The 26,069-nt window shown below is 39.6% G+C and carries 19 protein-coding genes; all 19 read right to left on the bottom strand.

What is annotated here, in order from left to right; translation table 11 throughout:
- Positions 1-8: 8 nt before the first annotated feature.
- Complete coding sequence (locus ACE198_RS18180; RefSeq protein ID WP_375376561.1) at positions 9-800, bottom strand: sugar phosphate isomerase/epimerase family protein; 792 nt, start codon at positions 798-800, stop codon at positions 9-11.
- Between the two features lie 35 nt (positions 801-835).
- Positions 836-2,719: a beta-N-acetylhexosaminidase gene (locus ACE198_RS18175; protein ID WP_375376560.1), complete on the bottom strand. Its 1,884-nt coding sequence runs from the start codon at positions 2,717-2,719 to the stop codon at positions 836-838.
- Positions 2,720-2,725: 6 nt separating this feature from the next.
- Positions 2,726-4,069, bottom strand: coding sequence for a GH1 family beta-glucosidase (locus tag ACE198_RS18170; RefSeq protein WP_375376559.1), 1,344 nt, complete (start codon positions 4,067-4,069; stop codon positions 2,726-2,728).
- 5 nt (positions 4,070-4,074) lie between these two features.
- Positions 4,075-7,233 (bottom strand): FAD-dependent oxidoreductase, encoded by a 3,159-nt coding sequence (locus tag ACE198_RS18165; protein WP_375376558.1) that lies wholly within the window; start codon positions 7,231-7,233, stop codon positions 4,075-4,077.
- Between the two features lie 22 nt (positions 7,234-7,255).
- Positions 7,256-9,409, bottom strand: a complete 2,154-nt coding sequence (locus ACE198_RS18160; RefSeq protein WP_375376557.1) for a Sip1-related alpha-galactosidase — start codon at positions 9,407-9,409, stop codon at positions 7,256-7,258.
- A gap of 36 nt (positions 9,410-9,445) precedes the next feature.
- The gene (locus tag ACE198_RS18155) at positions 9,446-10,423 is read right to left on the bottom strand and encodes an ROK family protein (RefSeq protein ID WP_375376556.1); all 978 of its coding nucleotides are present in this window, start codon (positions 10,421-10,423) and stop codon (positions 9,446-9,448) included.
- Positions 10,420-11,064, bottom strand: coding sequence for a D-sedoheptulose-7-phosphate isomerase (locus tag ACE198_RS18150; protein WP_375376555.1), 645 nt, complete (start codon positions 11,062-11,064; stop codon positions 10,420-10,422). Before ACE198_RS18150 ends, ACE198_RS18155 begins: the two co-directional genes overlap by 4 nt.
- A 27-nt stretch (positions 11,065-11,091) precedes the next feature.
- Positions 11,092-12,363, bottom strand: coding sequence for a four-carbon acid sugar kinase family protein (locus ACE198_RS18145; protein WP_375376554.1), 1,272 nt, complete (start codon positions 12,361-12,363; stop codon positions 11,092-11,094).
- Positions 12,360-13,031, bottom strand: coding sequence for a class II aldolase/adducin family protein (locus ACE198_RS18140; protein ID WP_375376553.1), 672 nt, complete (start codon positions 13,029-13,031; stop codon positions 12,360-12,362). Before ACE198_RS18140 ends, ACE198_RS18145 begins: the two co-directional genes overlap by 4 nt.
- A 2-nt stretch (positions 13,032-13,033) precedes the next feature.
- On the bottom strand, positions 13,034-15,460 hold the full coding sequence (locus tag ACE198_RS18135; protein ID WP_375376552.1) for an alpha-mannosidase: 2,427 nt from the start codon (positions 15,458-15,460) through the stop codon (positions 13,034-13,036).
- A gap of 31 nt (positions 15,461-15,491) precedes the next feature.
- Positions 15,492-16,409 carry a class II fructose-bisphosphate aldolase gene (locus ACE198_RS18130; protein WP_375376551.1) on the bottom strand — a complete coding sequence of 306 codons (918 nt, stop codon included), beginning with the start codon at positions 16,407-16,409 and terminating at the stop codon, positions 15,492-15,494.
- Between the two features lie 46 nt (positions 16,410-16,455).
- Positions 16,456-17,115, bottom strand: coding sequence for an aspartate/glutamate racemase family protein (locus ACE198_RS18125; protein WP_375376550.1), 660 nt, complete (start codon positions 17,113-17,115; stop codon positions 16,456-16,458).
- A gap of 78 nt (positions 17,116-17,193) precedes the next feature.
- The gene (locus ACE198_RS18120) at positions 17,194-19,230 is read right to left on the bottom strand and encodes a YyaL domain-containing protein (protein ID WP_375376549.1); all 2,037 of its coding nucleotides are present in this window, start codon (positions 19,228-19,230) and stop codon (positions 17,194-17,196) included.
- Between the two features lie 5 nt (positions 19,231-19,235).
- Positions 19,236-20,528, bottom strand: a complete 1,293-nt coding sequence (locus tag ACE198_RS18115; RefSeq protein ID WP_375376548.1) for an amidohydrolase family protein — start codon at positions 20,526-20,528, stop codon at positions 19,236-19,238.
- Between the two features lie 111 nt (positions 20,529-20,639).
- Complete coding sequence (locus tag ACE198_RS18110) at positions 20,640-21,920, bottom strand: ABC transporter substrate-binding protein (RefSeq protein WP_375376547.1); 1,281 nt, start codon at positions 21,918-21,920, stop codon at positions 20,640-20,642.
- A gap of 208 nt (positions 21,921-22,128) precedes the next feature.
- Positions 22,129-23,019: a carbohydrate ABC transporter permease gene (locus tag ACE198_RS18105; RefSeq protein ID WP_098572851.1), complete on the bottom strand. Its 891-nt coding sequence runs from the start codon at positions 23,017-23,019 to the stop codon at positions 22,129-22,131.
- Between the two features lie 62 nt (positions 23,020-23,081).
- Positions 23,082-23,966, bottom strand: coding sequence for a carbohydrate ABC transporter permease (locus ACE198_RS18100; RefSeq protein ID WP_375376546.1), 885 nt, complete (start codon positions 23,964-23,966; stop codon positions 23,082-23,084).
- A gap of 106 nt (positions 23,967-24,072) precedes the next feature.
- On the bottom strand, positions 24,073-25,092 hold the full coding sequence (locus ACE198_RS18095; protein WP_375376545.1) for a LacI family DNA-binding transcriptional regulator: 1,020 nt from the start codon (positions 25,090-25,092) through the stop codon (positions 24,073-24,075).
- Between the two features lie 331 nt (positions 25,093-25,423).
- Positions 25,424-26,047 (bottom strand): YesL family protein, encoded by a 624-nt coding sequence (locus ACE198_RS18090; RefSeq protein ID WP_375376544.1) that lies wholly within the window; start codon positions 26,045-26,047, stop codon positions 25,424-25,426.
- Positions 26,048-26,069 lie beyond the last annotated feature (22 nt).

The raw sequence follows: 26,069 nt of genomic DNA, 5'->3' as shown, positions 1-26,069 counted from the left end.
AACTAGGACTAACCTTCATTAAGTAAACTCTTCACCCATACAAGAGCTTTCCCGCAGTCATCGGTTGGATCATGCTTAACTGCTTCTTGTTCAATTGATACTGTCCGATCATATCCGATTTCTCTCAAGGCGTGTACACACTCTGTAATACCGGCAATTCCTGTTCCGAGCGCAACGGGGTTATGCTCCCCGATCTCCCTGACATCTTTAAGATGAACATTCAGTAAATAATCCTTTAATTGCCAGATTGCTTCAGCTGCTGAAAAGCCCTGTGTCCCATACCAGCCTGTATCAACTGTCGCACCAAGTAAGTCACCATAATCCCCAATCGCTGCCTTTATCTGATCAGGGTGCTTTTCGGGGTGGTTTTCAACGCCAACCTTGATTCCATATTCATTACAAAGGCTATAAATGACGGGAGCTGATTCTTTGGTAATCCCGCTGGTAATTAACTCTATTCCAAGCATCTTGGCTGTTTCGAAACAAAGATGGGTCCATCGAGGATATCGAACCGGATCACCTAGCGAACATGAATAAGAATAGACACTTAATCCATAACTCTTCCAAATTTTCTGTATTTCCTCTGCAAAATATGGAGTCATAAATTTAGGAAAGGCATGCCCCATCCATAGTTCGATATCCCGGAATCCTGCACCTTGAATATCCCCGCAAATACGGTCAAATTCTTCTAAACTAAAAGTCTCAATTACTTTCCGTTCGGCTTCTCCCCAATTTTCCATAGTAGTCTGGTAATTCATTGCCCGGGCAAAATAATTTGCCGTTTGAAACCCAATAATCACAAGAATCCCTCCATTCAATTTCTAATTGCGACTGTTTATACAGAGAATCCTCCTGCTGTTACAATTCGATGGTACGTATTTCTACCCAATGCACCTTCAGGCATTTTCCATGGTGCATCAAAAAACAAACGCTCTTCTGCTAATTCCTCAATGCTGCTAATGCTTCCATTGAGCCACGAATACAGCCGATATTCGACTGTATCTAATCGAGACAAAATCCCGCCGTATCGAATATCGATTACTTCCCAGCCGAAAGGCTTTAAAGATGAAAGCCATAAAGAGCGGTGCAGTTTGCGGAGCTCATCCACCATGCTTCTTAATAATGGAAGCTGGTCCTTTAATTGCGCTAACTCCTGTTTATCCCGCCGGTCGTAAGCAGCTTTTAAATGGATGCCAAATTCTGCTTTTACACTTAGTACACGGGCCAATTGGGAATAAAAAGAAAACATCTCTGACCAATTTTTATTCCGTTCTTTCGCTTCTTCCATACGTGACGCTAAGTTTAAATAATGCTGGCCTAACGGCAGGCTGCGGATATTTTCATCATATAAACCGAGTAGAACATCCTGCCATAACAAAAATTTAGATGGATGTGATTCATGAAGGTTATCTTTCGAAACACCAGGGGTTTCATCAAATTCATTTAGGGCAATGAAGTCGTCCCAATCTCCACCGGTACAAAATGAAAACCGTCTCGCTAATTTCTTGTGATCTACTGCTCTTCCATATCCGTGTTCGGCAAATAGCTGCAGTCCGGCCAATCCGGTGAATGGATGTGTTTCCGCACCATTATCTCCCCACATGGTCGCGAATACCTCAGTGATACCCTCTTTTTTACATGCCTCCAATGCAGCATTTGTAGTTGCCATTGTTTTTCCATAGTTCGGAGCCATTCCATTCCACGTCCAAACTCCGCCTGCAAAGATAGGCTCAGAGCCAAATTCTTTATGCTTTTTTAAAAATGTTCGGTAAAATTCCTCATCCGTATGGTAATAATCCCAATACACCATCTGGACATTCTTCGGCATAGAATCAATGACATCCTCTGGTATGTGGGCATTTAGGTCGTAGTAATTACCAGTTTTCGAGCCAAGTCTAAAATACATATCGCTCCATATCATTGGTGTTAAAGATAACTTTTCGGCAAGTGCGACAACCTTATGCAAGTGTTCATTCATGATGGAGAAACGTTTTTGGTAGCCATTCTGTTCCAGATATTTTCCTAGACCCAGTTGGTGGGCTTCATCCATACCAATATGAATCCGATTGCTTCGAAATGGCTTGGATGCAGCCTTAAATAATTTTTCAATAAATTCATAGGTTTCTTCCTTACCAACTAATAAAATATCGGCCGTATCTTTTATGTTTGCTGCATAATTCCATTTCAGTGCCTCGGTTAAATGGGCAAGTGTTTGGATACAAGGGACCATTTCTATTCCAAACTGGTGGGCATAATCATCACATGCCCGCAATTCCTGCTCACTATACCGGCCACGCATATACCCGAAATAGGGATATTCTTCAACTGTAAATGTATCCTCTGTATACATCATCACGACATTTAGACCCATTAATGCCATTTTTCGCAGAAGATTTTGAATTCCTTCTACAGTCAAAACCCCATTACGGGAAACATCGACCATCACACCATTGGTTTTAAATTGAGGTTCTTCCATTACCTGAAACGTCTTTTTTTCCTCAAACGCCTGTATCCATAATCCTACTGCACGAAAAAAGTGAATCTTCTCTTCAAAGAAAATCTCCCCGCGTTCCGGATTGCAGTTGATCTTTAACGGACCAGCCATTTGTTTCACATGAATAGGAAATCCTTGTTCGCTTTGTTCAATCTTAAGCTCATGACAAATAATTGATAATCCTTCTTCAAGTCCTTGGATATCGCCGTAAAAGTGTAGTTTCATAGGGGCCTACAACTCAAACCAATAATTTTGATTCAATTTACTGTACCAATAATAGCTATCTTTCTTTGTTCTTTTTAATGTTTGGTAGTCCACATGAACGAGACCGAAACGCATGCTATAGCCGTATGACCATTCATAATTATCCATCAATGACCAAATACAATAGCCCTTTAAATTAACCCCTGAGTTAAGGGCACGACTAATTTGTGTTAGGTGCTGTTTCAGGTATTTAATCCGTTTATCATCTCGTACGCGTCCATCTATTGGGTCCTGATTATACGTTGCACCATTTTCAGTAATGTAGATAGGGACATCACCATATTTATTTTTAATATCCATTAACACTTTATAAAAGCCTTCAGGATAGATGGTGAAATCAATGTCCGTGTGATCAAATCCAAAATCAATGTGTTCACAATCAAATGTTCCCTGACCTTCTTTATATCTTGAGACGGTTCCCGTATAATAATTGATTCCTAGGATATCGATAGGCTGATTAATGAGTTCCATATCGCCTTCTTCGATGTTTACTTTTGCCCCTTTTGTTGCAAACCAATCAACTAATATTTGTGGATAACTGCCTTTAAACACCGGATCGAAAAACCATTCCGTAAACCAGGCAGAGATTCGCTTGCAAGCCTCGATATCTTCTGGGCGATCACTAAATGGTTCGTACCAAGTAACGTTTGGCGCAAAACCGATCTCTCCAGGAATTCCAAGCTCTTTAAAACGCTTAACCGTTTTTCCATGGGCTAGTAATAAATGATGTGCTACATCAAGAGCTGATTGGAGATTCTTTTCTCCTGGTGCTTGTTCTCCAACGAAATATCCTAAGAATGAAACACACCATGGCTCATTAATCGTTAACCATGATTTAATTTTTCCAGAGAACTCATGGAACAATAAATCTGAGTACTCCACAAATGCCTCAATCGTTTGGCGATTCTTCCATCCGCCTTCATCTTGAAGTGCTTGCGGCAGGTCCCAATGATAAATGGTACATAGAGGTTCAATTCCATTTTCTAACAATTTATCAACAAATGTATGATAGTGATCCAGACCCTTTTGATTTACTTCTCCTCTTCCATTCGGAAAAATTCTTGGCCAGGCAATTGAGAAGCGGTATGTATTGACACCTAATTCTTTTAATAAGGCGATATCTTCATCGATGCGATGGTAACTGTCACAAGCGATATCGCCATTATCTCCGTTTCTGACTTTTCCCGGAATCCGACTAAATGTATCCCAGATCGACATTCCTCTGCCGTCTTCGTTATATGCCCCTTCTATTTGATAGGCAGCCGTAGAAACCCCAAAGCGGAAATCTTTAGGGAATGTAATAATTGACACGATTGTTAACCCCTTTCAAAAGTTATTTTTCTTAGAATCGTTTCATTGTTGACACCAATATCTGTATGTACTATATATGGCTGCGATTTTAAAGCAGCTTTTTTACTCTCAAGCCAATCTTTCCAAACCCTTCTATCCTTATGAAGTTTAAGGGCACTTATTCGCTTTAATTCTGTATGAGCCTGTTTACTAAGTAAGGAACGGACATCATCGAGATAATTGATTAAAGTTTCATACCCTTGTGCACTTCCGCACCGCGCCAAGGCTCTGCCAATGGCTAGTTCAAGAAGGGCACGCCTTTCAAAGAAAAAGTCTGCTTGATGGCCAGCATAACACTGTTGATTGTTGACAGATGGGATGCGCAGTAATTGCTTTAACATTGGAATGGCATCCACATCACCTAATCTCTCAGCCCCAACACATATTGCATGGATATAATAAAAAATTCCCCACAACTTATCTTTAAAATCTTCTTCTGTTGGTTGCAGTAAATCAGCAACCCGCTGCCAAACTTTAATACTGCGTTTATCTCTGGTAAGTCCTAAGGAGTAAAGTAAATAACAGGCATCTGACATCGCTCCGTGGTCAGGCGGCATCGTTACATACAAAATATCGGCCGTCCGTTTCGGCAGTTGTTCTCCTTGCAGCATGGTCATTATTTCAAAGATTAAAGTCGGAACACCTGAGTTTGACCCATACATGGCTAATGCTTGTGCAAGCCGGACCTTACGAATTCTATCCGCGTCCTCATATGCCTGTTCAAGAAACGGAATGATTCTCTCTCCCGCTGTACAAATTTCAACGAATGGAATCCGCTGTTGATAGATTTCATTCATCCGCATATGAGAGTATTCGTACAGAGGCTCTATCTCAATTGAATCAACCAAGCTCTTTAGTTCTTCATCTGTATATTGAATAGACCCCAATTTTCTCGTTAAAATACTTTCAGGCATTAAGCCCTCTTTTATAATTCTTTCTTGTAAAAGCCGGTAATCTATCTGTCTAGGATACTGCTTTTCTTTCACAGCCATCGCTGCGGCAAGTGCAGCAATACCTCCTAAGTTTTCCAAATCTGATTGCATGCGAATTGCTGGGAGTGCATCGTGCGTTGCCGAGACCGCCTTGCCAACCACTAATATTCCGTCCAGTCCTTTTGGGAGAAGCATTCGATACGGAATTTCAATTTCAAAGTTTGGCGGGATTAGGCCGGCATTTAACCAGTCAGCCTCACTAATTCCCTTCATATCATGGTTGCTAAAATGAATGTTAATACAATCCGTCCAGCTTCGATGTAACAATTGATCGCTCATGTTCATGACAACATCGCCAATGATGTGACGGCTTTCACGCGGAGCTACATAAATGCCGTGGTCATGGCAGCCATCAACGTCAGCACTCCATCTTCTTCTCCCAGCAAGAATTGCCCTTGTATAGTCTTGAACATCTGACACATTCACCATGCTCGTGAAGTTATTTTGTAATTTACCTGGCTCTTTGTATTGAGCAAGTGAATACCACATCACTACATGGTCGCGGACAGCGCCATATTCAAATTCAGCTCCCGCAAATGCAGCAAGATCGCCATCACCAGTAGCATCAATTACACAATCGCACCATACAGTGCCAGCTCCCCATTTCGTGGCCACAAGGCTGCCGCAAACCCTAGTTCCTTTTGTAATCGCCCCGAATGTGATCGTGTTAAACAACCATTCAATTCCTAAACGATCAGCCGTTTCGATCAGAGCAAACTTCTTTGCCTCAATATTCCACTTATGACCTTTGTACTTAATTCGTTTCTGGACATCATGGACAAGTTTCGTAATTCTCTCAGCATATCCATGGCGCTTACCAAACCAATAGCTATCCACGCCGCCAAAAGTACCTGTTCCGCCAAGTCCCGGATTGAGGTCAACAAGGATGGTTTTGATACCTTCTTCTGTAGACACAATCGCTGCTGATGCCCCACTAGAGCCGCCTCCTGCCACTAGCACACCTGATGTTTTACATAAGTAAATTTCCTGTTCCGGAACAAACTCTTGGTCCACATTACGGTCCAGTAAATCAACAGGGATTTTCATTTCAAAACAGTCATCTTGAATTGAAAGCTGTGCATTTGTCTGCCCTGAATTCTCCTTTTTGAAAGTAAGATTATTCAGTAATTCTGCAACTTGTTCTCCTAATGCAGCTGCTTTGACAGGGTCAAGCCAATCCGTATTCCCATGCTTATAAAGATCTTGATAAAAACACCATGTATATGGATAATTTACCGATAAATGATTAAGATCCAGCGGTCGTTGCATTTTTGGAGACTCTTCCATTTCTTGACACGGGCCATTTAATTCATATGAACTTGCACATAACAAGGCTTTATTGAAAGCCGGTATGTGATGAATCAGATATTCTGCAAGAGACATTCCTGCTTTTTGAGCAGCTAGTTCCCGCTGTTGATTGGCTTCTAAACTGTTATCCGCAGGTAACAACATTTCATATTCTACATAGAAATGTCCATTTCCGTGATAGCCGTTGTAGAGGTGAATCTTGTTGTGTTTTATCCCTAAACCGGATGGAACCGTAATTTCTATTTGATCTATTTCTTGGACATTGGTAAACTCTAATACTCGCTTAAAGTAACCCGTTTTGCTTTTCTCTGATGATGTCCATTCTTCACCATTAAAAAAAGTAGTAATAGCCGTTTCAGTCGCGTCAATAATTCCGTGACATCGAATTAATTGTCGTCCTGATTTATTGGCGATTATCAACCCGTTGTAATTGTCAGCAAGGTTCGTGATCCCAATTGGGAGCGAGGCATACAATAAATGGATTCCCGCACCCAACAATTCCTCTTCCAACTGTAATTTCAATCGATCGACGTGAAAGACGATCGATTGAGAATTTCCATTGCTAATAGTTCTTCCACAAGCATTTACACAAGCTTCCATTAGTCTAGGTATTGGCATTGTTGTATACGGCGTCGTTATCCAAGGCCTGAGGGCAGCTGTTAAATCACTTCCTAAATAAGTTCTTGATTCAACCACCATAACCCGTTTACCCTGTTTGGCAAATTGCAGGGCACTTGATAAACCAGCAAAGCTTCCACCGATAATGACGACATCAACTTCCGCCAAAATCGGGATTTCTTGTGCAGGCAATCGATGATTATTCACAATGACAGCCCCCCCCTTTACATTAGTGACCTTTTTTTATTTCTAGGAACACTTCACCCTCAACATCCTGGCAATCAATGGTAAACAGCTGCTCGTTCGCAGAATCTTGGTGTATTAAGACCAATTCACCATTAACCGTCGCTTTAACTGGTGTTCCTTCCGACAAGAAAGCAAAAACTCCACCTTCTCTTAAGGTTACTTTCAATTCTTTATCCAGGTTCCAAACCTTTACAATCCCATCATTGCAAATGAGCTTATTTAAAAGACCGATAGGTGTAAATGGCTTTTCAACTGGAATAATTAAATAAAGGGAGGTCCCGTTTTCCTCAATTTCAATATTTATTCGTTCATCTTTGCTTACAACCACATGTTTCTTGGTGAATACGTCAAAAATGATGAACGATTCACCCACTAGATTTGGTACGTCATTTGGACCAATCGATCCTTGAACTGATCCAGTTCCTTCATTAATATTAAATGCGGCTACAACTCCTGCACCCTTGCATTGGTTCCAAATCTTTAATGGCTTTTTTGCTTGAGTTGGATCAATAAAGAGGCAATCTTCAGTTGGTACTCCAGGTTGATCACAACGAATGATTTTTCCATCCTTATAAATTAACGGCCAAACCATGTCTGGATTGGTTTGATCTACTGCATCACTAAAATAAATGGGCCCGCCGCTGACTACTCGTAAGATCATATTTTGCAGATCATCATGGTTTTTCGTCCAATACATATCCCAATCTCCCCAATAAAACGCACCATGGTATAGGGAGTTATAGGCATTTTGCAAGGCATGTTCTTTGAATCCGCGCTCTTCTTGCGGCACAAAGTCATCACTATTGCGAGAAACGGATGAGTATGGACGATGCCATATATTTTCCTCAGCCATTCCCATACAGTTAATGACTGTATTATCAAAATGTAGGGAACAGGAAGATTCGAGTGCTGTATGGGCCCCGCTTGCTGCTTCGCCAATAGATTGGTTATTCACCGTAAAGTTTGAAATAGCACTTTGACTGTCGACTTTTACAAAGTCAATTCCATCTTTCTTTAATTTCGAGTGCCAAGCATGCCAAAAACCAAATCCATCTTCCGCTTTGGGTGATGGTATTAAACTGCCGTTTTTGGCTGTAAATAAATGTTTATCTAATGACTTAGCCAACGGTCCATTCGGTGAAATTCCTTCCCAATAACCTGCAAGGGTATGCCAAACTCCTACCCAATTGACACCAAATTCATTTTTAAGGGATGAAACGGTATTGGCCAATCCCTGAGGAAATTTCTCCTGGTCGGCATCAAAGGAGTAAAGCTTTCTATTTTCCACTTCGGACCAGCCATCATCTATCATCATCCATTTAACAGGAAGGTTTTTTTGTTTTAGTTCCTCTGCCTTGGTTAGGATTCCTTCTTCATTAACCGCATGATAAAAGGCATCCCAACTGCACCAGCCTAAGTAGTCCAGAATCTCAGGATACTTTTTTTCTTCTCTTGGCATGATGCTTTGTCCACAAAGCGTGATGGCTTTCTTAACATTTTCATTCACTAAAGAGTAAGGATTATTTCCCGTTCCTAAAATAAAAGCAAATGTGGATATATGATTATAGCCGCCATGAAATGGTGAGATCGAGATTTTCAATCCATCTTTTGTACCGCTCAAATCTGTCCGTACTACTTCATCACAAACTGGCAGCAAATGATAGTATTCTTTTTCTGTTCTCAATAATAACGATTGGGTCCGTTCTGGGATTTCTTGAATATTATCTGTAAAGAATGGCCGCGTCCACCACTCTTTATGTTGATAGTTTGCCATAATCTCATAATCTTCCATTAGGTTGTTAATGGTAATGTTGATGGCACGCTGTGGTGAAAAAAATGCTTGTTTTTTAAACAATTCTTCATTTTTAACATCTGCATCCACAAATGCAGTAATAGATGAAGCATAGCATCGGAATCGTAATTTCGTGAATACTGTATCATCATTATCGCTATAGGAAGAACGATATTCAGTATAAAAACCCAGATGGTCTTCTCCTGTGCTCTCTTCACTAGTTTTTAATTCTAAATTTTGAAGGGATTGATTTTCCAGATTAATAGACACTTGAATCTCGGAAAGAAAGGTTTTATTATTCAAACGGCATTGCAGCTCGTTATGATTTTGCTGGAATTGAAACATCGTATAACTCCTTTTGTTCATTTTTTGTTAAAGAACTTAACCGTTGATTTCTAGTCCATATTTGGCAACAGAAAGCGCCGCCAGGTCACCTACACTTTCTCCTAAGCCAGAAGGAACCACAGTACAAACATCGAGAGAATAAGAAAGTGCTTCCTTTCGAAGTTCTTCCATGACAATTGGCTTCAACAATGCTTCCTGGCGCAAATAAATGCTTCCAATGATAATTCTTTCTGGATTTAGCATATCCACTAATAAAGCCAGACCTCGACCTAATTTTTGTCCAACAATGCGGTAGATCTCATTGGCAAACAGATCGCCTGCTTGAGCCGCTTCACCAACTGTTTTTGCTGTAATTGCTGCAATTTCATCTTGATTAGAACAAACAGAGGTCACTCTTCCCTGATTTAACCACTCTTTTGCCTTCATCTGTGCCAAGCGGGCGATTCCGCCGCCACTGCAGAAGCCTTCAAATGAGCCTGCCTTTCCAAATCCAATCGGACCATCATCCTCTAAACGGATATGCCCGACCTCGCCAGCGAAATCATTTGTTCCTGTATATAAACGACCATCCAAAATAAAACCTGCACCCATTCCCGTACCAAACGTTAGAAAAATCATGTTGTTCGTGCCTTTTCCTGCTCCCCATTTCCATTCAGCCAATGCACAGGCATTGGCATCATTTTGGAGAGAAACGGGAACTTGAAAACGTTCTTTTAATAGTGAAACCACATCAATCCGATCCCAGTTTGGTAGATTTGGGGGCGACAATATCAAACCCTTTTTACTATCAAGCGGGCCTCCACAGCTGATTCCTATGGCTTTCAGTTCCATTTCATTTTGTTCCTGCAATAACTTTTCTAACTCATCCATCATTGTTAAAAGGGCTGAGTCAGGTGTCCCCGGAGTAGGAAAGCTTTGCTTTGCCACTACCTTAATTCCTTTTTCATCTTCCACTCCTAATACAACAGCACATTTTGTACCGCCAATATCTAAACCGGCTAAAACGGGAATCATCCAAAGAACGCCTCCTCTAATAAAATACAAAGGGTATGGTAAATCGGGAGATGTCTTTCTTGTATATCAGGTGTGGAATCAAAGGGTACTGAAATCGTTACATCGCATAACGTTTTCAATTCTCCACCGCCTTTTCCAGTGAATCCAATGGTTACTAACCCAAGGGCTTTGGCAACCTTTACCGCATGATTTATATTTTTGGAGTTACCCGAGGTACTAAAGCCGATAAATACATCACCTGCTTTACCATATCCGAACACTTGTTGAGCAAAAACCATATCTGGGGCTACATCATTGGCGAATGCCGTCATGAGTGCTGAGTGACTTACCAATGAGATTGCAGGGAGAGCCCCTTGTAAATTTTCTCCCAGGTAGTAATCGCCGCCTGAAGACGAAGCTAGTTTATCTTTCATCTCTTGTGATAATGGACGTTTTGACATAAAGCCCTTCATTAATTCACCAACAACATGCTCACAATCAGCTGCACTGCCGCCGTTACCTGCTAATAACAGCTTTCTTCCTGACTGATAAGCCTGTTTAATCATTTCGAATGCTTCCTCTATACTTGTTTGGCATTCTACTAATTCCGGATACTTTCTAAATAGCTTTTCTAAGTTAGCATTCATTAAATTAGCATTCATTGCTACATCCCCTATTAAATGGTTAGTTTAATTTTCTTTCAGGTGCTTTATTGCCTTTGCAAAGAAATCCTTACTTCCAAAGCTTCCTGACTTCAGTACGAGCATCCGCGTTGGAGGATCTAAAGTAATACATGAAGGAAGACCTGGTTCAATTTCTCTCCATACAGTCAATCCCTCGACGCCGAGCCGGCTGCAAACAGAAGCAGATGTTTCTCCTCCCGCTAATAACAATCGGTTAACTTTTGTTCTTTTTAATGTCTCATCTACTACAAACGCTAAGCTTTCAGATACCATTCTTGAAACGGAAGTATTGGTATAACCCAAACTTGCACCTAGTTGTTTTGTTTCTTGGACTACCTCTTGAATATTAGAGGAGTGAACAAGAACATCCTTGCCATCATTTAACCGCGTGACAAGATTCGTAATAAGTTCCTCTAAATGGGCATCCTTTTGATCCGAAAAAAGAATCGGTGATTTCATTTCAAAAACAGGAAGTCCGCGCTGTTTCATTTCTTCTACTTGATGAAAGGTTTGCGGCATCAAGCTGCCGGCCGCACACAATACCCCGGATTCTAATTTTGGTATGGATATCGAACCCGTGCCTTTTTGACCTTTATTCATAACGAGGGCTAATTCTTCTGCAATCCCTGATGCACCACAAATAATTTTTTCATTCTTTATTGCTTTAGCAATGACTTGTAAGGAAGACTGATCCTTGACATCAATAATTAAGTACTGGCAATGGGAGCGCATTGAATTAATTTCTTGTATCAGTTTTTCACTGCCTTGTTCAACAATCTCATGATCAACTAGTCCCACTTTTCTTTCTGTCTGCGCTTGTAAAATTCCAACCAAATCCGAGCGATGCATCGGATGGACAGGATCATGACGAAACTCAGAGTCTGCCAATTTCTTTCCATGAACAAAGTGCTGCCCATGTATCGTCGTTCTGCCGTTTTTAGGAAACCCAAGAACAATCACCGCAAATTCGCTTTCAAGCGCATCGAGCATTGCATCAAATTCCGCACCGATATTTCCTCTAAAAACAGAACAGGTCTTATTGAAAAATTGTTCACAACCAAGAGTCTGGAGACTTTTGGTACTTGCAAATACTTTCTTATAGGCCTCTTCAGTTTGATCCAGACGTGAATTCGTATCTATGATTAATACATCTGGTGGGAACGTTCCCATTTTATTGCGAAATGGATAAGGAAATACTACTGTCTCCCAATCTGACTTTGCAAACATGATTCCAATATCATTTGCTCCGGTAATATCATCCGCAACGATTCCAATCAATGTTCCCACTTCCTTCTTGGCTTATATCCTGAATCTACAAGAAAACTTTGGACCTTTTCCTCAGAAAGTTCTTGTATGTGCACACCAGCTTTTTGCGAGATTACTAGCATTCGACATGCCATTTCTAATGTTTGCAATGCCATTTTCGCTTCTTTTAAGGAAGTATCATAAACAAGAACGCCATGATTTTCTAATAGAAGAATGTTTGCCTTTTTCGCTTGTTCCCGAACAAGCTCACCAAGTTCCTTTGAGCCAGGGTGTGCATAAGGCACCCGCTCAATCTTTTCCAAATAATACATGCCTTCAACAAACCATGACGAAGGAATTTCAATGTTAGAAGAAGCAACCAATGTGCTATATAAAGGCGAGGCATGCAAAACAGCGCCAATCTCAGGACGAGTTTCATAGATGGCAAGATGCATCGGAATTTCCTTAGAAGGTTTTCTGCCACTGCCTATACCCTGACCTGTTTCAATCGAACATTCGGCAAAATCCTCTAAATCCAAATCTCCTAAATACGTTCCGCTCGACGTAATTAAAAACGAATTTTCCTCGGTTTTGGCACTGATATTCCCTGAATTCCCCCAGGCAAGGTCATATTGCATCATATATTTCCCTGTTTCTCTTAATTGCCTTTTTAGATCTTGTTTTTTATCGAAAATAACCATTGTTATTCATCCCATTCAATCAAATTTGTCTCTCTGACAGGTTCATTAATATTCTTGGGAATACGGAAGGTTTTTATTTCAGAAGGCTTAAAGACAGCCTTGAAAGTCCGATCAAATTTTGGCAAGGTGATCTCTGCTTCCGTTGGCAGTTTATTTGTTTCATATAATCGAATAATTAAATCTTCATTGTCTTCTGCTTTTTTAATTGCACTTACAAGCACATTATCAGCAGTTACAGTCACATAAGAATCATTTTGTGGTAACGAACCTTTATGGAAAGTCTCAATAATTGAGATTGGTTTACAAATTAGCTCCGCTGCCCTTTTCGGTGTTTCTGCCTCTTCCCAGCTTCCCTCATGAGGTAGTAATGAGTATTCAAAACGTTGAACGCCTTGATCAATAAATGAGTATTCCTCGTCCTCTTCTGGTACGAGTGGATCATGATGAGCGTAGATCGGGCTTCGTAATACTGTTAATGCAAGCTCTTTATTATGAATGCTATAGCTGGATTTTGCGTCATTAATGAGACTTAATCCATAAACTCCCTCATGGTTTGGTGTAACACCAGTAACATCAACCCAGCTTTGACCTGGCTCTTCTTCACCATTATGCTCTCGTTCAATTGTTCCATATGGAATTTCATAAGTCTGTTTTCTAAAGATCGAATTAATTGGAAAAACAAGCTTAAGCATCTTAAATTTCTCGCGCCAATCAACGGTTACTTTTACATCGATTTGATCCTTTTCATGATACATTGTAAAGTCTTGGATTAAGATAGAACGATTGTATTCACTTTTCACGCGGATCACTGATTTAACCGGACCATGCTCAGCAAGATATACTTTTACAGCCTTGAAGTCACCAATCTTTTCATTAAAATGAAGGGTGTCATGACTCCATGTATCAGTTTTATCATTGATCACTACCGGCCTTGATGCTGGTCCTGAAAATACTTCATGCCCCGTCTTTTTGTCAAATAGACTAGAAATCCAACCAGTTTCAGGATCAAACTCCATTTTAAAGCGATCATTTTCCATTGCATGTGAACTTGCTGTTATTGGTTCCACTTCTGTTTCGATCCCAGGTAATTCTGAATAAATCCGATAAACACGGTATCCCATAGCTGGTAAATCAGCTAAAAAGTTTAAGCGGTATCGTCCGCCCGCTGTCGCTTGAGACTGTACCGTTTGAAACGGAACTGCCTGGCCTTGGTCATCGATTAACACTGATGTTGGTTTAATGCTGCCAATTTCGATTTCGACATTCACTTTGCTATTCCAGGCGTGTGGATTAAAGACAACAATGGGCCTCATTCTCTCATCCTGCTCAATGTCTATCTTCCATGAAATAGACTGGATGGCATTATTCAGTGCCCGGTCAGCAATAGCCAAGGCTTCTCCGTATAAATTCCGCGCGTCCTCATAAGCTGGCTCAATGCTTGTTCCCGCCAAAATATCGTGGAATTGATTAAATAATACATTCTTCCAAGCCCGGTTAAACTCAGCAGGATAAGCTTGTCCTGTTAACCAAAATGCAAGAGCTGAATATTTCTCAGCCGTTACCAGCATATTTTCTGCCTTTCGATTGTATTGCTTTACACCTGAATGGGCTGCATAGCAGCCGCTCGCATGATGCTGCAGATCATCATGAACAACTGGCAAATCCTTTGTATTCTTTACTTTGTCAAAATATTCTTCAGGAGTGGAGAATACTAGATTAGGAAGTGCAGCATCCTCATTTAAACGATAAATGCTTTCAATATTTTCCTTTGTTGGTCCGCCGCCATGGTTTCCAACCCCGTAAAAAATCATCTGGTCTTGCACGTTTCCTTTAAACTCGCCTTTACATCGCTTGACAATCCGATCAAGTTCTTTTCCCCATGAATTATATTCATGCATGATTCGGAAGGCCAGCACGCGTGAGCCATCATCTGATTCCCACCAAAAAAGATTATTTGGCAGCCCTTTTTCATTAGGTGCCGGACGCATGAAGACATAGGAGTCCATTCCGCTTTTTTTCAAAATTTGGGGCAGCATTCCATGATGACCAAAACTATCTACGTTGTAGCCAACCTTGGCTGTTACACCAAATTTTTCTTGAAAATAGCGCTGACCATAAAGTCCTTGTCGTACAAAGGATTCTCCGTTTGGTATGTTACAATCCGGCTGAATCCACCAGCCGCCAACAATTCGCCAGCGTCCTTCTTTGATTCGCTCCTTAATTTCAGCAAACATTTCAGGTTCATTTTCTTCTACCCATTCGTACATCGAAGCTGAACTAGAAGTGAAAATGAAATCTTCGTATTCTTTCATTCGATCTAAGGCAGAACGAAACGTAGCTTTTGTTTCTTGAAACCCTTCTTGCCATTGCCAAAGCCAAACCGGATCTAAATGAGCGTTCCCAATCATATGAAATGTCTTATCTTTCATTTTCTCAACCCCTGCCCTTATTCTCGTTGTTCTATTGGTTGAATTGACTTGCTTTGTTATCACTTAATAGAAATTGTGTGATTTTCTCCGTAACGGTTTCTCCAACCGCTGCCTGTCCTACTTGTAAAATCTCAACTGGTAAATGATTACACTCTTCATTTGTCAATCTTTCTTCACGTCCAATCGCTTTTAAGAAAGAAAGTTCGAGATCGGTGGCAATATTCACTTTACTTACCCCGCCATTTGGCAATTGAAATGCCTTTTGCATCATTTCGCTAGGTACACCTGATCCTCCGTGAAGCACGAGATGTACAGGAGTTAATTCTCGAATAGCGCTTAACCGTTCGAAATCAACCTTTGGTTCACGAACCATATACACACCATGTGCAGTTCCACATGATACAGCTAATGCATCAACACCTGTCTGCTTAACAAATTCAGCCGCTTCAACCGGGTCGGTATATAATTCTTCATCATGATCGGTTTCGATAAAATCAGTGGTTCCAATCATTCCAAGTTCTGCCTCTACAGAAACTCCTTTGGCGTGTGCATATTCGACGACTTCCTTTGTGATTTTTACATTTTCCGCAAATGGTTTTTCTGAAGCATCAATCATTACTGATGTGAAGCCAGCAGCAATGGCATCTTTAATTACTTGTATGTCTTTTGTATGGTCAAGATGCAAAACTACTGGGACAGTAATTGCTAACTTTTCAAGCTGTAAATAAAACTCATCCGCAAATTCAAACGGGTTAATTCCGTAACGTTCTAATTCTTTTTGTGAAATTTGAACAATCAGCGGGGATGCTGAATTTTGACCCGCTAGTAGAACTGGTGCAATCATGGCTGTATAGCGCGGTGAAAAGGATCCTGTTGCATAGTGAAATTTTTCTGCCATTTCAAGTGCTTTCGTTAACGGGAGGACATTTGTTGGTTTTAATTGATTCATTCGTCGTCATTCCTTCTATTATGTATTTGTAGTGGTTTATTCGTTTTTATTTTTGAAGTGTTCGCTTAACTGCATCCATTCCCAATTCAGGACTTGTTACAAAGAGACTTTGCTCTTCCTCTGTAAAATTGGACACGACCCTTGCCATAGATGCTTGAGCTAATACAACGATATCAACTTTTTTAGCCAGCTCCCTTAAGGCAATCGCTAGATCTAAATCATGTCCTTCCTTATCATTAGCCATTAATTTCTGATAGGCAGATGCCACGAGGATTGGCTCCATTTCAACCGCTTTCCCTTTTTCACTTGCTTTTTGTTTTATCAACTCCAAGGTTGGCTTTAGTGTCGTTTCCAATGTAGCTGCTACCCCGATTTTTTCAGCTGAATGAATTGCGAATTCTGCCATCGCATCATCAATCCGAACAATAGGAGTAGATACTTTTGGTTGTGTAAAAGAAACAAGTTCTCCAATCGAAGAGCATGCATTTAAAATACAGTCCGCACCCAGCTGCTCCGCAATCTTTGCATAACTTTCCCAGCGTTGGGCGATTTCCTGTATATTTCCGCCATTTTTGCTTAACTGCGGCAGGATAGAGTCATCCACCAAATTAATAATCTCGCAATCTCCAATCATCTTGGCAGTTAACTCTTTCAAAGGCTCAATCGTAACAGGAGTCGTGTGAATAATCGCAAGTTTTTTTTTCATACCAAGTTTCCTCCATTTAAATAGTAATAACAAAATTAACCATCATGGGAAGCCAAGATGGTTAATGGAATTTTCAGATTAAGACAGTTGTAATGAATGGTTAAAAGGTAAGGCTTCCTGGGTGGCATATAACACAAGGCCTACACACCATGAATGTGATAATGTCAGCATCATTCCCTTTGGCTGAAAACAATTCGTATTATAAAAACGCTCGGTTACCATTCCTTTGTAAGCATTAAAATCGCCATCTTTCCTAGCAATAAACTGCAAGAAACATGCAATATGATCTCTTGTCCGGTCTAAGTAATAGGAATCATCTGTGTACTTCCATAAACGAAGCATCTCAGGAACACAGAATAACCCGTAATTATGTAAATGCTGGTTAGAAGGTGATGCCTGGTCCGCACCACGTGAACGAAAATCATATTGATGCAAAAATGTTTGCTCTGGAAAGGCAAGGTTGTAAGTCCATCGGAAGGTCATTAACCAATCAGCCGCATGTTTGGCAAGCTTTAACCATTTATCGTTTTTGTCATTTTCATAGAGTAGTACATAAGCAACCACTGCATTATAAGCATCTTCAGAAGTTGGAGTTAAATGAACATCCTCTGGTGCCCCGTAAATGTATTCGTCCAGCACGAAATGTTCATAATAATGCCCCGCCTTTACTGCCGTGAGCCGATACTCTTCTTTTTCAAAGAAGTTGCTTCCTTCAAGGAGTGAAGCGATCCATAAAATTCCTCCTGCCCCGTCCCATTCTTCGACATCACCTGTTTCAAAGTGGTAATAAGACCCGAAATTTCCATCAGATCGTTGATTCTTTACGGCAAAGTCTAAGTTGGATTGGACTGCTTTTTCCCAATCTGGATGACTTACCCCTGCTTCCTTTTCAAAGGCTAAGGCACGCACCAAAAACAATGTGGCTTCAGAGATTGTTCTTGCCTGCAGCCAGGTATTCTTGGGATTCCAGCCAGTTCCCCAGCCCTTGCCAAGTACCCATGATGCCCAGAATGTTCCACTCGGAGCAAGCGCCGAAGCAATATTGTTCATTACATCAATGGCAGCATCAACATATGGTTGATGACCCTTCTTTCTGCCATAGGTAAGGAGGGCGTATGAATATGGCGCACCGCTGACCCAGCCCACATGCATATGGGGACGATCTCCCATTCCTTTTACATTATTATTAAACTCACGGTCAAACGCAGCGGTTTCGGCTAAAATACTATGTTCTGGCATATAGTGCCAACGATATAAACCATGGGCTGTTAATTCTGATGCCTCCTCAAGCCCCATCCAAGGATTTAAGGAGTACTCTTGTTGATGCTGCCTGTACATTTCACGGACGAATAGATCATATGAATGTAAATCAAATGAGGCGGTATAGATTTTAAACTGTAAATGAACGGTTTCCCCTGGCTTAAATGTGTACAAGGAAATGTCCTTTGGCTCTGGAATCGGTTCACCAACAAATGTGACTGGTTCTTCTTTATAAGGAAAATTCACCCAAACCGATGTTGTAGAGTTATTTCCTCTGAATCCCAGGCCAGTTAACCCCACTTCACTCATTTCATCGACACAAAGTGCACCGCACATTTCATCATTCCAGGCAAAAACAGCCGGAAGAGCGGCACGGTCTGAACGAAATGACCAATGATCTGATACCATCTCCTCATGATTGCCATCCCGGTAATCATATCGTGGATATTTCCTGGTATTATGCTCGAAGCGATTTTCTTTATAAAAAGCGCCAGGAATCATCCAAGTCGGCTTCCCGCTCCCTGCTAAATTGCCATTAACCTGTAACCCGTAATTACCGGATGTTTCTTTTTTATAGGTTACCTTTAGGTTCACTTGAATAAAGCCACATCCAGATTGAACATTCTTCCATTCCGTTTCAACAGAGAAGTCCTCTCCATGTCCAGATATGTGGTAAGCTCCATTAATTTCTTCAACATGGTCGATTTGAATGTTTTCAATCGTCTTTTCTTCATCATATATATCGAGAAGGGAGTCAAATTGAAGGTATGCATTTCCGCTTTTCCGTTCCGAAGAATAGACCTGTATTTCGGTTGGTTTCTTCCCGTTTTCAAGTATGTTAATAAATGTACTCACTGAAATCACACCTTTAGTTTGTAAAGTTCAATCAAATTCTCTCTAAAAATTCTTCTGGCAAATTCAACTGCTTCTTTTTCTGTTAACAGTTGATCCTGCACTTTTTCTACTAAGACATCGCCCACAATTTTGCGGGCAAGCTTTTGATGTGCATATGTTCCCTCAACGAAGTTGTAATCTCCACCAAAACCGAAGATCTTATTTTGCGGAACCATCTCAATCATTTGGTGCAGGATTTGCTTGGCTATCGTTGGAGAGATGGCATACACCCAGGTAAAATCCGCATAAACATTCGGATAATTTTTTACAATACTCAGATATTCCTGGTGATACGGAAGCCCGCAATGTAATAGCACAAAATTTGCCTCCGGATAGGCTGCCAATAGCGGAATGAGATCCGTTACCTTCGAGTTGGTAATAATATTGCCATTGCCCGAAACACTGGTTTCATGGTGCCCTGTATGAATTTGAATTGGTAATTCATAGTTGATAGAGCATTGGATAACGTGATGAATTAAGTAATCTTGTAAAACGACCGATTCTTTTTGCGACATAGGTTCATCTATAATAGAAGAAAGCAGGTTGTTAAAGCATCGTTCCGCCTCATGGAAGGTTGGCTTTAGTGTCTTCAGCGTCCTCCAATAGGCATGGCCTAACTTAACTGCAACCATTCCTTCTTTCACAAATTTATTTAATAAGGCATCCACAGCATGAAGATAATCCTGGAATGTCTGAACGTGCTTTCCAGTCTGTCTTTCAATAACCTGTACATCCTTAATGGTTCGGAGTTTAAAGGCAAAATCTAAAAACATGACAGGTCGAAAAAGGGAAAAATCAACATTGGTCGTAAAAGGCAAAGTAATAGCTAAATCAATTCCCGATTTTTCATTCAAGACTTTCCTATACCAGGTTTCATCATTTGTAGCTGCTAATACTTTTTCATTTAAAGCTAATATTCCATTTACAGACCAGTCATCCATACCAAATAAATCATGAACTGCTGTTTTTAATAACCGTGCATAGGTTGTATTTTGCGTTTTGTGGTAATACAACAAGAATTGTTCCGCTTTCTCTTCTGCAGTTAATGGTGAATTTACGTTTAACATGCCTCGTTTCATTCCTGCAGTGATCAAGTCTGATTCTAAATAATGAAGCAGACCAAAGAAATCTACTTTATTTTTCTTTCGAATTTCCATCGGATCAATATGTTCATGTCCATCGATGATGCGAATTTTATTTATTTCCTCATGTATACTGCTCACAGGTGCTGCTCCTTCCAAAAGTAAAGGATGACTCAAAAGAATACGCCCCCCTCCTTAGAACCGCTCCATATCGTTTTTTCAAACAACTTAGTGCGGCAGGGGGCTGCCATTTCATTTTTAAGTCATCCTCTGCTTAACAACAAACTATTAATCTACCTTAAGTTCTGGGAATGTGTTCTTAACTTCTTTCTTGAATTTCTTAATGACACTATCAATTTTTTCATTATTTTTTATTCCTTGGCCAGCTACTTTTCTCCATTTACTTAACACTTCTTCACCATATTTATCGGACTTATAGTCAGGAATATCTTTAACAGTATCGTAATATGGTTTTAATACATTTTGATCGCCAAACATTGGAGATTTATAAGTATCCAAGTTGTCTTCATATACTGATAATAATCCAGGCATATTTCCTGTAACTTCTAGATTATGCTGCTGCCATTCTTTGCTGGCAATAAACTCAATGAACTTATAAGCTAACTCTTTGTTCGGTGACTTTTCATAAATAGATCGGTATGTTCCACCCATGTAAAACCCTTTTGGAGTTCTTGCAACACCATATTTATTAACTGCCTTATCATTTTTGTTATCGACCATGAAGCTTGCCCATGCTGGCATTGCAGTTAACACAACACTTCCGTCATTAATGGCATTACCCCAGCCTGCAGAGAAGAATTCTAATTTTGCATCTACATCATTATTAAAAATCTCTTTTTGTAATTCATAATTTTTCTTCCAAGCAGAATCAATCATTAATTTTCCATCTTTCACCCATGGCTTAGTATTATAAGCTTCGATGTTATAGATATCACCAAAGTGAGATATTAAGTGAACTTTTCCGTTACTGTCTTGATTTACTTTCTTCCCTAACTCAATAATTTTGTCATAGGAATCGACCATTTGACTGATTTTTTCTGGATCATCTGTTCCGAGGTATTTCTTTGCATTTTCTTTGATATACCAGAAAGCACCTGGTGAAGAGTGATCAGAGATCGCTTTTATATCGCCCTTAGAATCTCTTCCTAATGCTTGTACGTATGGTACATAATCTTTTACAAGGTCTTCCGCACCCATGTCTGAAAGGTTTACAGCAAACTTAGAATTGATAAACTTGTCAATATAGCCTCTTTCTAAGTCAAAAATATCTGGGACATCTCTGCCTGATTGTAGGACGTTTAATAGTTTCGTTTGGTATTGATCCCCAGGGAAGATTTTCACTTCCACTTCGGCATCCGGATATTTCTTCTCAAATTCTTTAGCCATATCTTCGACTTGACCAAAGAATGTCCATATCGTTAATTTACCTTCAACTTTATTATTATCTTTCTTAATATTGCCTGACGCAGTCTGCTCACTTTTCGAACATCCAGCAAATAATGATAGAACAAGAACAGAAGCAAATAAGATAGAAAGCCACTTTTTCATAGATTTACAGCTCCTTTTTTTGATATAATGAAGGTCTAATATTTTTCTTATCGTTTTCATTTGGTGGCTAAGACCGTCAATTCTTTTACACCTATGAAAGATGGATAAGGTAAGCATTTCTTCAGTGGAGGAGTTCCACTCTTTCACTGAAGGATGTACTTGCACTGAGGTCTTTTTTCTACAACACCTCCAACAAGATTAAAGATCATTATCCTTTTAGTGCCCCCGCAGTAACACCACTAATAATCTTCTTAGAAACGATAGAGAAAAAGATTAAGATTGGTATAACTGAAATGACAATTCCTACATACATCGCTCCAAAGTCTGTTGAAAATTGAGACTTTACACTGGCTATCATTACAGGTAAGGTCTGCAGCTCATTATCAAAAAGAATAATCATTGGTGTTAAGAAATCATTCCACTTACCAATAAATGAAAAGATTCCTAGTGTTGCTACAGCCGGCATTAGCAATGGAAGGACTAACCGGTGGAATATTTTTATTTCACCACACCCATCAATTCTGCCTGATTCGAGAATTTCTGTCGGAATACTTGAATCACACATTTGTTTCATGAAGAAGATCCCAAATGCGTTTGAAATGGATGGAAGGATAAGCGGCCAATACGTATTTAACATATGGAATGAATCCATAAGTTTAAAAAAGCCGATAATTCCTAATTGACCCGGAATCATCATCGTCCCTAGTACAGCAAGAAACAGAATGTTTTTTCCTTTATAATCAAATTTTGAAAATCCATAACCAGCTAGAGCCGAGAAGTATAAATTTAGTGCTGTTGAAGTAATCGTTATAAACAGCGTATTAGCAAAACCTCGCCAAATCGGCACCGTATCTATCAAACGATGATAGTTTTCTAGAAACTCAGAACCAGGAAGTAGAAGCAGTTTCCTTGCAATATCTGAATTCGCGTGGGTTGAAGTGACCATCATACTATAAAAGGGTACCAGACATGTGAATGCGACTAGCAGCAATAAGAAATACACAGCGAATTTACCTAAATACTTACTAATGTTTCTCTCTTTTTTCGTTTTAACTTCATTAATTGTAACGTTATCAGCAATGCCATTGTTAGCTATCATAAAGGGATCTCCTTTCCAATTCTTCGCCGAAGTGCTCCTGTTGTTCTTCTACTTGTCTTATTTTACTGTTCAACTTTGTTCATTTTTGAAAACTTAATCGAAATCAATGAGAAGATTAAGATGATAACAAAAATGGCGTATGCGATGGCTGCTCCATAACTATAATCGAAGTTTTTGAACGCTGTTTGATATAAGTACATAACCATTGTTAGTGTAGAGTTATCTGGACCATTTCCGAGCATTAATGGCGCGTCAAACAATTGCAAACCACCGATAATGGATGTGATAAAGGTAAATAACAGGACCGGTTTTAGTAAAGGCAGGGTAATCTTTGTAGCGATGGTAAATTTTGATGCTCCATCTACCTCAGCGGCTTCATATAATTCCTCTGGTATCGATTGAAGACCTGCGATAAAAACTAACATGTTGAAGCCAAAGTACTGCCACATAATAACTCCCGCGACAATAATTCTGGATAGCCAGGGACTATTAAACCAGTTTACCGGGTCATCAATGAGTCCAATACTCATTAAAAGTTTATTTACACTCCCTGTTTGCCAATCGAACATTAAACTAAACAACACTCCGAGTGTTACCGGTGTGATGATATTTGGAAAATAGTAAACCGCTCGAAAGAAATGCTTTCCTTTAATGAATTTCTCATTAAGAATCATTGCTAAGGCTAAGGCTAGAATCAATTGCGGAATAATGGATAGTATCCAAATGATTAACGTATTCCCAATTGCCTTATAAAAGAAAGTATCATGGATTAAGCGTGAATAATTCGCCAATCCAACGAATACAGGATCGGAGAAACCATCCCACTTCGTAAAACTCAGATAAAGAGAGTAAAGGATTGGTGCTAAGCCAAAAACAAAAAATGAAACGAAAAACGGAACTACAAAATAAAAACCATATTTGGATTTGTTTATAGATGATTTCCTCATTTTTTCACAGCCTTTAAACTTTTTTGTGCCTCCAATGTTGGTCCATATGTACCAATCTATCAATCTAGTTTTATACTAAATTGATGGACTGCCTTATCAGTAACTTTTATTTCATAACTGGATCTGATATTTTCCTGCATGAATCACGGATAATCAGTTCTGGTTTTAACAAATGACGTTCTGAGATGTATTCCTTAGAATTTCCCATGCGCTTAAATAATTCAAACGCTGCTTTTTTCCCCATTTCTAAGAACGGCTGTTTTACAGTTGTTAATGGCGGAAAAGTCCAGCTTGCTAGTGTAATATCGTCAAATCCCGTAATTGATAGATCTGTCGGAACATTATAGCCCCGTTCCTGTACTGCCCTTAAGGCCCCAATAGCCGTTTCATCATTTGAAGCTAAAACCGCTGTAAAATCACCTATTGTTAATAAATGATTCATAGCATTATATCCGTCCTCATTTGACCAATCTGTAGGAACCACCCACTCTGGATTAACAGTTAATCCTAATTGTTCCATCGTTTCGAGGTATCCGGCTAAGCGGCACTCTGTTGCAGCTGCGTCTTTTGGCCCTGAAATATAAGCTATCTTTTGATGGCCAATCCGATGGAGATAACGCACAAGTTCTGAAATACCATAGTAATTATCAACATCCACCGAAACCAAATCCTCCACTCCGGCCGTATCACCAAAAACAACAACAGGAATCCCTGCGTTAGCTATTTCCAATAGATCTTTAACATCTCTTTTCACAAAGCTAATTAAGATGATCCCATCTACGTGCCCCTCAAGAACTAAATTTTGAAAGTAAGACTCTGTGTATTTATTGGAGGTCATACTGTAGAACACACAATTAAAACCATTTTCCTTTGCAACTTCTTCGATTCCCTTAAAGATGGAAGAATAAAACATATTGGCAATACTATCAACCACAATTCCTATCGTTTGTGTCTTATTGACAACCAATCTTCTGGCATTTTCATTGCGGTGGTAATTTAGTTCTTTAATGGCTTTTTTTAATGCTTCTTCTGTCTCTTTTTTTATTGGCAGACCATTTAGATAACGGGACACCGTACTTTTCGATGTATTTGCTAATTTAGCAACATCTATAATTGTTGGATTCACTATATTAGCCTCCTTTCTACAAGCTTTGTATCATTATTATGTAGGAACGTTCCCACAAAAAGCCAAATGAATGTTATTCTTTGAGAAACAAAGTTAACTGACTATTACTAATAATTTAAAAATAGGAACCGTTTACATTGAGTGTAAAAAAAATATGATAGTAAGATCACGGGTAGTAAAAGGCTTGATACTAGTAACTTGATACCCTAAAATGGGAACGTTCCCATTTTAGGGTAAGGAATTTATTAATTAATTTAATTTTAATGCCTATCACTATTATTGTCAAACAATTCTTTTTTATTATGATTGAAAGCAAGTTAACTCCAAATACTCACCCTTTTTTGGCTGCCTGTGTTCTAGTAATCGTTAAGTAAACATACCACATCCAAATATAACTAATAATACTCCCGCTAAAGATGAGAAAAAGTGAAGGCACTTTCAATAGCAAGTAATAGATCACACAAGAAATAATAAAAATTCCTGCTGTCCTTAGTGGGGAAGCAACACTATATAAAAAGCTATATTTTAGGTAATCAAAAAAACGATAGCGAAAATGAACAAAAATAGGAAAAAAATAAATTGCTGTAGTAATAAAGAAATATGTGATAAAGATTGTTACAATTTTCAATAGTGAGCTGCCAACCGTGTCCCCCATGGTAAAGAAGTGGTAGTCAACATATAATAACCATCCCATCGCAACGAAAATTAATCCAAGTCCATTTACCTTTACAAATTCGGTTTTATACGTCTGCCAGAATGTTTTAAAAACAGGTGCATCCTCAGCTCCAATTACCCATTTTCTAACCACAGAAAACATGGCTGCTGTTGAAGGAAAGATACCAAAAATCCCTAACCCGACTATTGTGAACAAAATCCACAACAATTGCAGATAGGCAAATTGCATCACGAGTTCCGTAATCCGATAGATAAAACCTTTTATGCCCTTAGTATTCATTCATAATCATCCTTTAATATAT

The sequence above is a fragment of the Neobacillus sp. KR4-4 genome (genome assembly GCF_042136325.1).
In the GTDB taxonomy this organism is placed as follows: Bacteria; Bacillota; Bacilli; order Bacillales; family Cytobacillaceae; genus Neobacillus.
The sequence above is the reverse complement of the archived record's forward strand: the minus strand, read 5'-3'. Positions and strand labels throughout refer to the sequence as shown.